The following is a 14,139-nucleotide window of genomic DNA, read 5'->3' as shown; positions in this document are numbered from 1 at the left end:
GTCGTTCGCTGACGTTGATGCTGACGCGCCTACAAGAACTACACAACTATTTGCTCCAGTAATGAAAGGACACATCATGATCCGCAACGGAAAGGCCGTGCTGGCCGACCCCATGCAGAACAAGGGAACCGCGTTCACCAGGGAAGAGCGTGAAGAGCTGGGGATTGACGGGCTGCTGCCTGCCGCCGTCCACACCATCGACCAGCAGGAGGCCATGGTCTACGAGCGCTTCCTCACCCAACCCACGCCGCTGGCCAAGCGGCTCTACCTTATGAGCGTGCTGGATTCCAACACGCGGCTCTACTTCTACTCAATGGGGAAGCATCTCACCGAGTACATGCCGATCGTTTATGCCCCCACGGTGGCCCAGTCGATCCAGGGATACAACGAGCACTACTTTGGCAGCCGCGTGGCCTACGTGAACGTGCGGGAGCCGGAGAACGTGGAGCGGTCCCTGCGGCAGTTCGCGGAGGATCGAGATATTCGCCTGGTGGTGGTGACGGACGCCGAGGGCATTTTGGGCATCGGTGACTGGGGTGTGAACGGCGCGGAGATTCTCACCGGCAAGTTGGCCGTCTACACGGCGGCCGCCGGCATGAATCCGGATGAGATCCTGCCTGTCATGCTTGACGCTGGGACGGACCGTGCCGAGCTCAACGAGGACCCGCGCTACATGGGCATGCGTGGGGGCCGTGTGCGAGGGGACGCCTACTTCTCCTTCGTGGACTCCTTCATCAAGACGGTGCTGGATATCTGGCCGAAGGCGCTGCTGCACTGGGAGGACTTCGGCCGGCCCACCGCCGCACCCATCCTGGAAAAGTATCGCGATTCTGTGATGACGCTCAATGACGATATTCAGGGCACCGGCGTGACCGTGCTGGGTGCCCTCGAAGCGAACCGCCGCCTGGCCGGGCTGGAATATAAGGATGTGCGCGTGCTCATCTACGGCGCTGGCAGCGCGGGCATCGGCATCGCTGATCAGATCGTGGACGGCATGGTGGGCTTTGGCGGCCTGACCCCGGAGGAGGCGCGCGAGCGTGTGTATGCCGTGGATCGGGACGGATTGGTAGTTGACGGCATGCCGGGCCTCACCGAGGGCCAGCAGCGCTATGCGCGCAAACCGGAGGAGTTTGAGGGCGTGGATCGGCATGACCTCGCGGCTGTGGTTGATGCTGTTCGTCCCACCGCCCTGGTGGGTACCTCCACCGATGCGGGTGCGTTCACTGAGACGGTGGTACGCACGATGTGCAAGCATGCCGCCCACCCGTTCATTGCCCCCATTTCCAACCCGACGGAACTCGCGGAAGCCAAGGCCGCGGATGTGATCACGTGGTCGAAGGGCACCGCGTCCGTGGTGACGGGTACACCGTCGGATCCGGTGGAATTCCGCGGTGTTACCTACACCATCGGGCAGGGTAACAACGCGCTCATGTACCCGGGCATCGCACTGGGGGCCATGGTGCCCGTGGCAAAGGTGGTCAGTCGCGGCATGCTACTTGAGGGAGCCCGGGCACTGGCGGATATGGTGGATACAAGCGTGCCGGGTGCGGCGGTGCTACCGCCCGTCTCGGAGCTCACCGCGATCACGCGCAACGTGGCGCGTGCGGTGGTGGTTCAGGTACTCAAGGAAGGAATCAATCGGGTTGAGGTGCCGGATATTGATGCGGCGCTGGACGCGGCGGTGTGGGATCCGCGCTACTAGCATCCGCCCCTGGGAGGGGCCGCGTGACTCTCGTCAAGAATAACCGGGATCTGGAGACCCTCCTGGTGCTGGTGGACTCGGGTAGTTTCACGGAGGCTGCCCGAGTTCTTGACGTGTCTCAGCCGGCCGTGTCCCAGGCAATTCGCCGCTTAGAGTGCCAGCTGGGTGCCGAATTAGTGGTACGACGCCGTTTTTCACACGCGGTAGAACTCACGCGCGCTGGTGAACTGGTACACCGCCGGGCCAAGGCTATTCGGGACGAATTTGACGCCCTCGACCAGGAACTGGGGGCGCTGCGCGCCAGCCATCGCATTCGCGTTGGCCTCCCGCCGATCATTATGAACTACTACTTCGGCGGCCGGATGGATGCGCTTGATGCCTTTGTGGAGGCCGAGCCCGTCACCATCCTGACGTTCGGTTCTGAGCTGATGCTCTCGGAGATTCGCGCCGGCCGGTTGGACGTGGGCGTAGTGGCTGCCACGGAAACGGAGCTTCGGGTGCCCGGAGTGGCGACCGAGCGTATCGCCTCCTTCCCATTCGACCTGGTGGTACGAGGGACCGATCCATTGGCGCGCATCAGCAGAATCGACGCCGCGGACCTGCCCGCGCTCGTCACCGCGCCTTTCGTCACCTTCACGAATGATTTTCTACAGCGGAAGGCCCTTGAGGATCTGGCGGCCCGCACGGGCATGCCGCTGAGCATTGCCTCGGAAACCAACCAGCTGGATAATCTCGAACATCTCATTGAAACCGGGGCGGGCATTGGTTTCCTTACCGCCATGATTGCCTCTGCTGATCCGCCGGGCGTGCATCGCCTCGCCGTGGTGGGGCCGGGTGTGCCGCGGTTCAACGTATTTCTTTACCGCCGGACGTGCGCGGCCGCCGGGGGCGACGACGTCGTGGAGCACGTGGTGACGTTGCTCCGGGATGCGGCGCGGCGCGCGGAGACGTGAGCCCGCCGGGGCGCCTTTCCGCGAAAGGGGACCAAAGTTGTTGTTGTGTGCCAAAGGGCTCAGGAAGAATAGAAATATGCGCGTACATATTGGCACGGATCATGCTGGATTTGAACTAAAGGAATACGTCAAGGCGGAACTCGCCAAGGCGGGCTATGAGGTCATTGACCACGGCGCCGAGACCTATAACTCCGATGATGACTACCCGGCGTTCTGCATCGCCGCCGCTGAGGGCGTGATCGCGGATCCGGGTTCGCTCGGCATTGTGATTGGCGGTTCCGGGAATGGCGAGCAGGTTTCGGCCAATAAAGTGAAGGGTATCCGGGCCATTCTTGCGTGGAATGAGGATACGGCGAAGCTTGGCCGTGAACACAATAACGCCAACGTCGTCTCCGTTGGTGCACGGCAGCACTCGAAGGAGGAGGCGCTCCAGCTCATCAAGTGGTTCCTGGAAACCCCCTTCTCCGAAGGAGAGCGTCATATTCGTCGCATCAAGAAGATTGCGGCGTATGAGAACGGCGGATCCGCGGAGTGATCGCGGGGCCGCATAACGCGTGCGGCATGATGGCGGCCCGGGCGGGCCGCCATATTTTTGTGTCGCCTAACGGCGGATTCTTGCCGGTACACCCACGGCCGTGGCGCTCGCGGGCACGTCTTTGACAACCACCGCGTTTGCTCCCACCTGCGCATGAGCGCCGATATCAACGGGGCCCAGCACCTTCGCGCCCGCGCCGATGACCGCACCATCGTGCACGGTGGGATGGCGCTTGACGTGGTCAAGAGAGGTTCCACCCAGTGTTACCTGGTGATACAGGGTCACATCATCACCGATTTCCGTGGTTTCTCCAATCACTACGCCCTGGCCATGGTCGATGAAAAAGCGGCGGCCAATGCGTGCGGCGGGATGAATCTCAATGCCGGTGAGGGCACGGGCCGCCTGGGAGAGTAGCCGCGCCGGCGTGCGCAGGTGCGGCGACGCTTCCCAGAGGGCATGCGCTGCTCGGTATGTCCACAGCGCATGCACACCGGAATAGGCGAGGGCCACTTCGAGGCCCGTGCGTGCGGCGGGATCTTTAGCGCGAGCGGTCCACAGATCTTCCCGCATGCTCTTTACGATGCCCATGGTTCCCTCCCGGGCCACCGGCCGGTGCCGGGCCGGCGGCCTATTGCTAGTCCCGATACCCCTCGAAGAGCGGCGTAGAGAGGTAGCGCTCCCCGAAATCCGGCACAATAAATACAATGCGCTTACCGGTGGCCTCGGGCCGCGCCGCCACATCGAGGGCCGCTTTGAGTGCTGCGCCAGAGGAAATGCCTACCAGGAGTCCCTCCTGCTGAGCGGCGGCACGCGCGGTGGCCAGGGCGGCGTCGGACGTGACCGTGAGAAACTCATCGATCACGCCACGGTCCAGGACGTCGGGCACGAAGTTCGCCCCGATTCCCTGAATCTTGTGAGATCCCGCGTGGCCTGCGGAGAGGAGTGGAGATTCTGCCGGCTCCACGGCGATCACCTTCACGTCAGGATTGTGGCGCTTGAGGGCGCGGCCGACGCCGGTCACCGTGCCCGCGGTGCCGAAAGCGGAGATGAAGTAATCTACCTTGCCGTCCGTATCCGCCCAGATCTCCTCACCGGTGGTGGCCTCATGGATGGCCGGGTTCGCCGCATTGGAGAATTGCGAGGCGAGAATGGCGCCCTCGGTGGAGCGCGCGATCTCCTGAGCCTTGGCGACGGCGCCCTTCATGCCGGCGGCCGGGTCCGTAAGCACCAGTTCGGCGCCATAAGCCCGCACCAGGGCGCGGCGCTCAACGGACATCGAGGCAGGCATGGTGATGATGACGCGATAGCCGCGTGCCGCGCCCACCCAGGCGAGGCCGATACCCGTATTGCCGGAGGTGCCCTCCACGATGGTGCCACCGGGCTTCAAAGCACCCGATTTCTCCGCCGCGTCCACGATGGCCACGGCGATACGATCCTTCACGGAGTTTGCCGGATTATAGAATTCCAGCTTTCCAACAAGTTCGGCGCCGCCTTCTGCCTCAAAGGTGGAGAAGCGAACCAGGGGAGTGTGGCCAACAAGTTCCGTAGCATTCTGATAAATGGTCATAGCTATTCCTTAAATATGTGGTGGTCCGGCTAGCGGTGTAATACCGCAAAAGAGCGTCAAGAACGGCGCCGGGGTGGGGCTAAAGCTCAACGCTCCAGATACAGGTGAGGCGGCAGGCGCGGGTGGCGTTGAAACGCTGCATGCCGACCTCCTCGAAATAGCTGACAGGCTCACCGTAGCACGATGGGGACGGGGCTTTGCAAGGATCCGACGGCGCTTGCTATAACTGGCGTGCAGGTTCCTCGATGGTTTCTTCGCCGTCCGCCGCCAGCTCGACGTGTCCGGAGGACTGCTCGGCTAGCAGCGCTGCTAATTCGTCCGGCCGAGAGGTAGCTACGCGGATGCGTACGCCCGTGGCCTCGTAGCTGGTGTGTGTGGCAAATCCGGCGGCCGCCAGAGCTGCGAGGTAGCGGCCGGCGCTCGCATGGGGGAGCGTCGCCACATAGGCGGGGACACGGCGACGGATAAACAAGCATGCCTGGTTGAGCGCTCCCTGCACGGCAGCCCCATAGGCGCGCACCAGTCCGCCCGTACCCAGTAGTGTGCCGCCGAAGTAACGTGTTACCACGGCGACGACGTCCGCGACGCCGGCTCCCACGAGAGCGTCAAGCATCGGGCGGCCCGCGGTGCCCGAGGGCTCGCCGTCGTCCGACGAGCGCCGGAGTGGTTCGGCCCCGGGAACTCCAATCACGTATGCGATGCAGTGGTGACGCGCATCGGGGTAGGCCGCCCGTTCGGCGGCAATAACGGCGCGGGCCTGTGCCTCGGAGTCCACGCGGACAAGTGCGGTGATGAAGCGTGAGCGCTTTACTTCGGTTTCGATGCGAATCGATGTATGCGGTGCGAGTACCAGGTCCATAGTGCGATTATCTCGCGTTGTGAGCAACTGCTCGCGGGGAAGAGAAGTGCGAGCGTGACCTAGGTGGTGCGATGCGGTAGAGTAATTACTCGTGTGTAACGGCCTTGGCTGTTACCAAAGTCCGGCCGCGCAAACGGCCAAGTGAAATCGTAGAGAGGAGCGGAACATGCCAGTACCCAAGCGCAGGATGTCCCGTAGCAATACCCACTCTCGCCGCTCCCAGTGGAAGGCGGAGCTCACGCAGCTCCAGTCGGTGAAGGTGCATGGCCAGACCAAGCGCATTCCCCGCAAGCTGGCGAAGGCGTATCAGTCCGGGCTGCTTTCGGACTAACTAAGTAGCGCTCTAAGGCCCGATGCTTCGGCATCGGGCCTTTTTGCACCCCTTCAAACTCGGCGTTGAATATGTGAGGTTCGACGCAAGATAGATGAAAATGTGAACATTTGCGAGAGAGGCAGGTGAGAGGTGGAAAAAGTTGCATTTTAACGCAAGCAAAATGTTAATAGACGCGAATGCTTCGGATCACTGATCAATCCGTCGATATGGCCTGACACTTATCATTACTCGGTACCGCAGTTTCTTCTCGCCGTTTAATACAGAATCGCGGCGATAACTTTTGGGAGTGTAATGAGGACTAATAGGAAGACGTGGCTGGTGGCCCTCGCATTGGCCGTCATAGCAGCGCTCACCGGCGCACCGCTGGTGGCTGCCTATGCGGCGGTTGATACCGCTACCAAGTACATCGGCTATGCGGATGACTCGGTTTCCGCTCTGCCGCCCTACGGGGACGGTAACCAGCAGCAGACCAACGTGGTCTCACCTCTGGCCGTGGAACCGGAGAATGGTGGTAAGGCTGTTGTTGCATACTGCTTCAATATGCACGAGACAATCCCGGAATTGGTGTACAGCAAGCCGAATGATCCGAACGTGAGCATTTTTGATCGCGGTATTGGGCTACGCTATGTACGTCACTACGGTGAGGATCTGACCGGATTCGCCACAGATGCGCGAAGCGCAGATATTCACGCGGACGTGCTCCGCGTGATCAAGAATGGATATCCGAATGACGCCGCTGGTCTCCAGGACATGCTCGGCCTCACCGACACCGAATTCCGTTACGTCACCCAGGAAGCCATTTGGTATTACACCGATGGCGACACTGGCTCGGATCTGAACTCTGCCGTCTTCACGGATGAGACACACCGCACGGCCATGCGCAATGCCTATGACATCCTGACCGGAACCACGGCCTCGGGCCCGAAGGACGTCCAGTTGGTGGACGTGGATCCGGCGAAGGAATCCCTCAACATTTTCGTGTCTGAATATGAGGAGAATGGACAGACGATCACGGGCAGCTACCAGAATCTGCTGACCGCCACGTTTGTCAATCCCACGACGGGCGAAGAGAACCCAACTTCGACGCCGTCCGATGAGGCAACGACGCCTTCGACTGAGGAGACGACTCCGGCGGTGACGCCCTCCGATGAGGCAACCACGCCGGATACCACGCCCACCTCGGAGGCGCCTACCGAGCAGCCGTCCGATGAGGCAACCACGCCGTCTACGGAGGAGACCACTCCGGCGGTGACGCCGTCGGACGAGGCGCCGACGCCGGATACCACGCCCACCTCGGAGGCGCCCTCGGAGCAGCCGTCCGATAATGCTTCGGTGACAGGTACTCCAGCTGAGACTGCCACGACGGACGCCACGAACGCGGCATCCGAGCAGCCCTCGGCGCAGCAGAGCGACACCTCGACGTCGAACGTTGTAGCGAGCAACAATTCGACGCCGGGCGGCTCCGATACCCTTCCGCTCACCGGTAGCACCGCGGGTGTGCTGGGTGGCGTGGCTCTTGCGATCCTCGCGGCCGGCGCAGCACTCCTGATGGTGCGGCGTCACGCGAATGCATAAGTAACGCGCAGAAGCGGGCCTCTACCGATGGGTAGGGGCCCGCTTTTATATGGTCGTGTACGCACAAAACTGGGCGGATGCGGATTGCAAGCGGGCTGGTGAAGAAAAATGCAAGTTAGCTGGTGAAAATGACGCCGTGACAAGCCTGGTCGGGATAGCGGGATTTGAACCCGCGACCCCCCGCTCCCAAAGCGGGTGCGCTACCAAACTGCGCTATATCCCGTGACCCGGCCATAATACCGGAGGAGAGCGCGCGGCGCGCAGGTGTCGGGCGCATCACGCACGGGCGGACGCGGCTGTCTGGTATCTTGAATCAGTACGCGAGTGTAGTTCAGCGGCAGAACCTCAGCCTTCCAAGCTGATGACGCGGGTTCGATTCCCGTCACTCGCTCCATTTAGTGCATGCCCGGGATTAAGCGGGTGTTGGAGCCCTTTCAAAAACGCGTACCGAGAACTACAGCGGGACTGCTCGGGCACTCAGCATCCCAGTTGGTTGTCAATTCGGCGGGGGCTTATTCTTCGGCATTCGGCGGCTGAGTGCCGGGTATGCTTGCGTTTCATGAATACCACGGGAAGCCTGTCTGTACCCTTCCGAGACCTGCTGTTGGCGGACGGTCAGGCATCATTCCCGCCCTCCTCATACGCAATTTTGCGGGCGCTCTCGGCAGGCAACTCATGGAAGTCAGTATCTGATCTTGTCCATGCCACCGGGTTTTCTCGGCCCACGGTAACGAAGGCCTTGACAAGATTGATTGACTCGGGCGTCATCGAATGTGAGGCGCCTGCGGCTACGTCGGTAAATGGGCGGCCGGCTCAGGTGTATAGGCGGCTCTCCGATCGAGATTGGAGTGCAGTCATCTCCGTCGGCTATAGCCAATGCGCCGGGCAACTTCGCAATTCTGTGGGGGCGAAGGTGGCAAGTTTCAGCGCGCCCATTGCCTCCCCCAAGGATGTACTTAAGGCGATATACGGGGTGGGCAGCCAACTGGCCAAGATTGCGGGTCCTCACCGTGTGCCCTACGTTCTCGTTGGAATTATCGGGATTGTAACGCCCGGTGGGGATATTCATTCGGATGGGTATCGACTTCTCAATGATCGGGCCTGGATGGGTGAACTGGCGGGTTACTTTAGCGCTCCGACCAAAGTAATCGTTTGCAATGACGCGAAAGTAGCGGCCATCTGGATGGATTCGTACTTGCGCCAGCAACTGAGCCTTGACCCATCCTCAATCATTGCATTGCACTGCTCGGAAGCGGTGGGATTAGCGCTCGTAGTGGGCGGCCATATCTGGGAAGGAGCGCACGGAGCCGCCGGTGAGATTAGCCTGTCTAGTACGTCCGAGTGGCAACAGGTGAGCGCGTATCTACGGGCGATTGAAGAGCGCCAGGGGCTGCGTCAATACTATAAAACCGTTGGGAATGAGCCCGGCGCGCACAGGGAATTCATAGAGACACTGGGTGAGCTGCTCGCCCGCCCGTTAAGTGAACTTGTGGATATGTTTGATCCCGACGCATTGTGCATCAGTGGTGCCATTGTTGATTGTGGTCCCGAGTTTAAGACTCGCCTCACAGCGGAGGTGCAGCAGCGTTCGCGCATCGCACCGGAGGTGTATTTCGCTCCCGCCGAGAGTCAACCCATTGTTGGAGGCTTGACTGCACTTGCGCAGAAGCTCATTGATTTTGACGCACTAGCCGCGTGATTGGGCCCGTTTCGACGTCGTATGTGCTAAGGAGTAGAAGGGCGCTAAGGCTTCGCTGCACGTTCTAAAGCCCCCTTGTGAAACCATGTTGCACAATTTGCTATAGTTGCCATAAACTCGCGTGCGAAAGCACGTTCTTGTCGCAAGATTTCGGTTTCAAAGGAGAAGCAATGAAGCGGCAAACCTTTAAGAAAATTACTGCTCTCATCCTCGGAATAACGACGTGCGTCCCGCTGGCGGCCTGCTCGTCGTCAGATAGTGCAAAATCGGGTGGAGATACAGAAGTAATTAACCTCTGGATGGCTCCTAACGCGTCGGACAATGAGGACCAGGCGCTGTGGGATAGCATCGTGGCTCCATTTGAGAAGGAACATAACGTTGACGTTAAGGTCACGGTTGTCCCATGGGATAACTATGAGACCAAGTTGCTCACCGGTGTCGCCTCCGGCGATGGTCCCGATGTTGCCTACACCTACACCAATCTGATGGCCGATTATGTAGCAAAGGGTCAACTGGTCGATATGACAGACATGGTGACCAGCAAACAGAAGGACAACTTCTACTTCCTGGATAAGGGCCAGATAGACGGAAAACAATACGGTATTCCTCTTGTTGCGGGAGGTGCGCGACTACTTGTCTACAACAAAGATGTTCTCGCCAAAGCCGGGGTGGACCAGATCCCGGTGACCTGGGAAGATTTCAAGAGCGTTGGCACCAAGATTAAGAATGCTGGATTCCAGCCTCTGGCAGCGCCGTGGGGGAGCGATGATCCCGGTGTGATGAATGGATTGTTCTTCCCGTTCGTCTGGCAAGCGGGCGGAAAGCTCTTCTCCGATGATGGAACCAAGACTCTCTTTGACTCTCCCCAGGTCATCAAGGCGGCCACCTATATTAATGAGCTCAAGGATCTTGGAATCATTTCTCCCAATGCCACCGGCACAACGGACGAAACGACAGCCAATCAGTTCACGAATGGCCAGGCTGCGTTCATCATTGGTTCTGATCAGTCCGCGCCCTCATGGAAAGAGGACGGAATCAATTATGGTTTCACCACCTCGCTCAAGGACGTTGACTACGGGACATTCATGGCGGCCGATTGCCTCTCGATTTTTAAGCAGGCAAAAGATCCTCAGCTTGCTTACGATCTGATCTCCTTCATCACCTCTGGGGAACAGATGGCGAAATTCCATGAAAAGGCGAATTTCGCTCCCGTGGGAGCTGACGAGAAATCGACGTACCCGGAAGAGTTCGCAAAGGTTTATTCCGACGAGGCGGAAAAGCTCCATTCTTTGCCCAATCAGGTGAACGCGGGTGCCGCGTACCGGGTTCTCTATAAGAACCTTCAGCAGATGCTCAACGGTAAGAAGACCCCTGAGCAGGCATGCAAGGATGCCGCCGCGGAGGCCAATGAGCTTCTCAATAAGTAACTAGGGCCGCAGGGGGTCGCGGCGGTTGTCACCCGCAGCGCTACGACTCCCCGCCGCTCCGGGCTGTCACGGAAGTGTGTCATGTCTCAACAGGAACGTCATACTCGACGGTCGCGCATCAGCCGGTGGTCTGGTGCACTCTATGTTGCGCCGTCATTCCTCATTCTTCTGGTCATTGCGGTTGTACCCATTATCTGTTCGATCTACTTTTCATTCACCGATTACGATATTTTCTCTAGCCCGCAGTTCACCGGACTCGATAACTACAAAGACCTCTTTGCTGACGCAAACTTTTGGAATGCCCTAAAAATCACGATTATTTTCACCGTGATTTCGGTGCCGCTACAGCTGCTCATTGCACTGGGTATTGCAGAAGTCTTGTCTAAAACGAAGCATAGGCGGCTCTCAAGTATTATGCGCTCCCTGCTGTTTGTCCCCGCGATTGCATCGCTGGTGATTGTAGGTGCCGTGTGGAAGTACCTGCTCGCGGCAGATTCAGGTCTCTTCAATATTTGGCTGTCCGCGCTAGGACTAAACACGGTTAACTTCCTTGGGAATCCCGGGATGGCGCTCTTGAGCGTTGCACTGGTATCCGTGTGGAAGGGGATCGGGTACTATCTGGTGTTCTTCTACGCGGGAGTGCTCGATATTCCGCGTGATTACTACGAGGCGGCGGAAATTGACGGCGCCTCACGTTTACAACAGTTCTTCAACATCACTCTGCCGAGCCTTCGCCCGATTATTTTGCTGTGCCTTATTCTCGCGACTATTGGCTCCTTCCAAGTCTTTGACCTGGTGTACGTCATGACGGGCGGGGGACCGGGTGGCGCCACCACAACAATAGTGATGTTGATCTATCAGGCCGGTTTCGAGAACTTCCGAATGGGCTATGCGTCCGCTATCGCGATGATCCTCATGCTGTTCATCATTGCCGCCTCGGTCATTCAGAACCGCATCATGAAGGAGAAGGACTGATGGGAAAACTCCTGCGCTATCTCTTTGACGCGTTTATCGCACTGATGGTTGTTCTGTGTATTTTACCGTTTGGAATGATGCTCGTTACGAGCCTGCAGAAAACCACCACGCTGGATTTCAAAATCTCGTGGGATAAGTTCACCCTTGACAACTACATTCATCTCTTCTCGGCGCAGGGACTGGGGAAGGCCCTGCTGACCTCAACGATAGTTACATTGCTGGCCATCGTGATGAATGTGCTTATCTGCGTGCTCGCCGCGTATGGTTTTGCGTTTAAGAAGTTTCCGGGTTCTGAGAAAATCTTTTGGATCTATCTCCTCACGCTGATGGTGCCCGGCCAGGTCACCATGATCCCGCTTTTTCTCATGTTCAAGAAAATGGGAATCCTGGGGAGTTATTTCTCCTTGGCCATCCCCTTTATCGGGGCATTTGGCGTGTTCCTTATTCGCCAGTTCATGTCCTCGGTACCGAAATCCCTGCTGGAGGCGGCGAAAATTGATGGGGCCTCTGACTTTCGGATTCTGGTGCGCATTGTTGTTCCGCTCATTCGACCGGTACTGGTGGCCCTGGCCATCTTTACCTTCCTCAATGCGTGGAACGATTTTCTCTGGCCGCTGATCACACTGTCCTCTGATGAGGCGAAGACAGTGACGCTCGCGGTGGCTCAACTGTCCGGAAAGTTCCTCACGCAGTACGGCATGGTGATGGCGGGTTCGGTTGTTGCCTTTACGGTTCCGTTCTTGGTGTACTGCTTCATGCAGAAGAGCTTCGTGCAAGGGATCGCGCTATCGGGGATTAAGGGATGACTGATCGTTTTCGCGGAGAATTGGTTGATTGCCTGACGAAAGTTGCGCCCTGGGATGCGCCTCCGGCACTGAACACCCCGCTCATGGGCGTAGCGGGGCAGCGCGTCTGCTTCCAGGTGGCGTGGCTCGATACAAGCCCCGGTCTTGATGACACACATCTGAAATTGGAGGTGGCCTCGGACGCATCGGTGGACGTATCTCAGGTGAGATTAGTTCCGGTTCAGATCCCGAGCTTCACGCCGGATAGCGCTGCCAACATAGCTGATCAGGCTGGACTCTATCCGGATCTCCTTGAACTGCTCTCGCCGACGGATTCTGACGGGCGGTGCTACGACATTGTCCGTCAGCACACGGGATGGCACAGCATCTGGATTCGGGTGGGCCTGCCGGCGACGTCGGTCCGCGTACGGCTTTCGGATCCGTCTCGCGAGAAAAACATCATTGACGCTGAGCTGCCCATTACAACGGTAGGTGGGTGCCTACCGGAAACAACGGCAACCATCACAACATGGTTTCACTGCGACAGTCTGGCGCACGTTTATCAGACGGATGTGTGGGGTGAAAAGCACTGGCGTGTCATCGAACAGTTCCTTGAAGCGGCGCGGTACACGGGTTTTAATTCCGTAATGATGCCGCTCTGGACACCTCCGGTGGACACGGCGCCCTGTCACTACAGAACCCCCACTCAATTACTTGAGATCACGCGCACGGGCGATGGACACTATCAGTTCGGCACCCGCCGTGCCGACCGCTGGATTGACCTGATGCGAAGGATGGGATACTCGTCTGTCGAAGTACCACACCTGTTCACCCAATGGGGTGCAAAGTTTGCCCCTCAGTTTTGGGTTGATTGTGGCAGCGGGCCGGAACCGATGTTCGGTTGGGGTACGAATGCGCAGGACCGGGAGTACCGGTTCTTCCTCACGGAGCTGGTGCCATTCGTGCGCAAGTTCTTGGATGACGCGTTTGGAACTGACCACGTGTTCTTCCATATTTCTGACGAACCCAACCAAAGTACCCACGAGTCCTATGAACTGGCGGAAAAATTGGTTCGTTCCCTGCTGGAAGGCTCGCATATTCTTGACGCGGTCTCTGATCCACTATTCGCCAGCGCCGTTGAGACACCCGTCGTAGCGACGAATGCCGTTCGGGCGTTCCGTCAATCGGGCGTCACACCCACGTGGGTTTACTACTGCGTGGCTCAAGACCGCAGGGTCGCTAATCGCTTCATTGCTCAGCGCGGCATTCGTCATCGGATGATCGGTTGGCACATGTACAAGTTTCAGGTCAAAGGTTTTCTACACTGGGCGTTGAACTTCTACAATGCGGCACTGTCGGTGCGGCCGATCCATCCATTCATCGACACATCCGCGGGCGGATCGTTGATCTCGGGGGATGCCTTCATCCTCTATCCCGGGGCGCATGGAGAGCCTCTCGGCTCACTTCGCTCGGAAATGCTGCGCGATGCATTCGAAGACCTGGCGCTATGCGAGCTCGCGGAACGGCATATAGGTCGGAAACGCGTCCTGGATATTATCGATCCGGATGGCTCCATCGATTTTGACGCCGGTTGGCCAAGCGCGAGTGAGTACCTGGAGAGGAGAGCCACGCTCCTGCGTGCCCTCCTGCACGCATGAGGATCAAACCATCGCAGTCGCGGATGCCTGCCTCTACGTAACACAGAAAGGTGCCCCGCCACCGGCGGGG

Annotated in this window: 13 protein-coding genes, 2 tRNA genes and 1 pseudogene; 12 read left to right on the top strand and 4 right to left on the bottom strand. The window is 58.8% G+C overall.

What is annotated here, in order from left to right:
• Positions 1 to 76 precede the first annotated feature (76 nt).
• The 3 genes from EIH27_RS04495 (at position 77) to EIH27_RS04485 (ending at position 3,190) form a co-directional block, all read left to right on the top strand.
• Complete coding sequence (locus EIH27_RS04495) at positions 77 to 1,702, top strand: NAD-dependent malic enzyme (RefSeq protein ID WP_124039738.1); 1,626 nt, start codon at positions 77 to 79, stop codon at positions 1,700 to 1,702.
• 23 nt (positions 1,703 to 1,725) lie between these two features.
• A complete protein-coding gene (locus EIH27_RS04490; RefSeq protein ID WP_164461596.1) occupies positions 1,726 to 2,655 on the top strand; it encodes a LysR family transcriptional regulator in 930 nt (309 codons plus the stop codon).
• Between the two features lie 76 nt (positions 2,656 to 2,731).
• Positions 2,732 to 3,190, top strand: coding sequence for a ribose-5-phosphate isomerase (locus tag EIH27_RS04485; protein WP_124039736.1), 459 nt, complete (start codon positions 2,732 to 2,734; stop codon positions 3,188 to 3,190).
• Positions 3,191 to 3,256: 66 nt separating this feature from the next.
• Here EIH27_RS04485 and epsC read toward each other — a convergent pair whose 3' ends face one another.
• From epsC to EIH27_RS04470, 3 genes are all read right to left on the bottom strand, one after another.
• Positions 3,257 to 3,778, bottom strand: a complete 522-nt coding sequence (gene epsC / locus EIH27_RS04480) for a serine O-acetyltransferase EpsC (RefSeq protein ID WP_124039735.1) — start codon at positions 3,776 to 3,778, stop codon at positions 3,257 to 3,259.
• Positions 3,779 to 3,824: 46 nt separating this feature from the next.
• The gene (gene cysK, locus EIH27_RS04475; protein ID WP_124039734.1) at positions 3,825 to 4,757 is read right to left on the bottom strand and encodes a cysteine synthase A; all 933 of its coding nucleotides are present in this window, start codon (positions 4,755 to 4,757) and stop codon (positions 3,825 to 3,827) included.
• Positions 4,758 to 4,977: 220 nt separating this feature from the next.
• Positions 4,978 to 5,616 (bottom strand): YigZ family protein, encoded by a 639-nt coding sequence (locus EIH27_RS04470; RefSeq protein ID WP_124039733.1) that lies wholly within the window; start codon positions 5,614 to 5,616, stop codon positions 4,978 to 4,980.
• Positions 5,617 to 5,782: 166 nt separating this feature from the next.
• Between EIH27_RS04470 and rpmF the strand changes: the two genes are divergently transcribed.
• On the top strand, positions 5,783 to 5,947 hold the full coding sequence (gene rpmF / locus EIH27_RS04465) for a 50S ribosomal protein L32 (protein ID WP_124039732.1): 165 nt from the start codon (positions 5,783 to 5,785) through the stop codon (positions 5,945 to 5,947).
• Positions 5,948 to 6,241: 294 nt separating this feature from the next.
• Positions 6,242 to 7,525 (top strand): thioester-forming surface-anchored protein, encoded by a 1,284-nt coding sequence (locus EIH27_RS04460; RefSeq protein ID WP_124039731.1) that lies wholly within the window; start codon positions 6,242 to 6,244, stop codon positions 7,523 to 7,525.
• Positions 7,526 to 7,671: 146 nt separating this feature from the next.
• Here the strand turns inward: EIH27_RS04460 and EIH27_RS04455 are convergent.
• Positions 7,672 to 7,748, bottom strand: a tRNA-Pro gene (locus EIH27_RS04455).
• A gap of 97 nt (positions 7,749 to 7,845) precedes the next feature.
• Here EIH27_RS04455 and EIH27_RS04450 point away from each other — a divergent pair.
• The 7 genes and pseudogenes from EIH27_RS04450 (at position 7,846) to EIH27_RS04425 (ending at position 14,069) form a co-directional block, all read left to right on the top strand.
• Positions 7,846 to 7,919 (top strand) — tRNA-Gly (locus EIH27_RS04450).
• A pseudogene (locus tag EIH27_RS08155) lies at positions 7,887 to 8,285 on the top strand (hypothetical protein); the annotation flags it as partial. The gene EIH27_RS04450 and the pseudogene EIH27_RS08155, both read left to right, overlap by 33 nt.
• 153 nt (positions 8,286 to 8,438) lie before the next feature.
• Positions 8,439 to 9,224: an ROK family protein gene (locus EIH27_RS04445; RefSeq protein WP_164461595.1), complete on the top strand. Its 786-nt coding sequence runs from the start codon at positions 8,439 to 8,441 to the stop codon at positions 9,222 to 9,224.
• A 170-nt stretch (positions 9,225 to 9,394) separates the two neighbouring features.
• Positions 9,395 to 10,651 (top strand): ABC transporter substrate-binding protein, encoded by a 1,257-nt coding sequence (locus EIH27_RS04440; protein WP_124039729.1) that lies wholly within the window; start codon positions 9,395 to 9,397, stop codon positions 10,649 to 10,651.
• A gap of 81 nt (positions 10,652 to 10,732) precedes the next feature.
• Positions 10,733 to 11,626 carry a carbohydrate ABC transporter permease gene (locus EIH27_RS04435; protein WP_124039728.1) on the top strand — a complete coding sequence of 298 codons (894 nt, stop codon included), beginning with the start codon at positions 10,733 to 10,735 and terminating at the stop codon, positions 11,624 to 11,626.
• Positions 11,626 to 12,432 (top strand): carbohydrate ABC transporter permease, encoded by an 807-nt coding sequence (locus EIH27_RS04430; protein WP_124039727.1) that lies wholly within the window; start codon positions 11,626 to 11,628, stop codon positions 12,430 to 12,432. The genes EIH27_RS04435 and EIH27_RS04430 overlap by 1 nt, the downstream gene beginning before the upstream one ends.
• Entirely contained in the window at positions 12,429 to 14,069 is a 1,641-nt protein-coding gene (locus EIH27_RS04425) for a DUF4091 domain-containing protein (RefSeq protein WP_124039726.1), read from the top strand. Before EIH27_RS04430 ends, EIH27_RS04425 begins: the two co-directional genes overlap by 4 nt.
• The last annotated feature ends 70 nt before the right edge of the window (positions 14,070 to 14,139 follow it).

It is taken from the genome of Neoactinobaculum massilliense, from assembly GCF_900604955.1.
GTDB lineage: Bacteria > Actinomycetota > Actinomycetes > Actinomycetales > Actinomycetaceae > Neoactinobaculum > Neoactinobaculum massilliense.
Note: the sequence above shows the minus strand (reverse complement) of the source record. Positions and strands in the feature narration are given on the sequence as shown.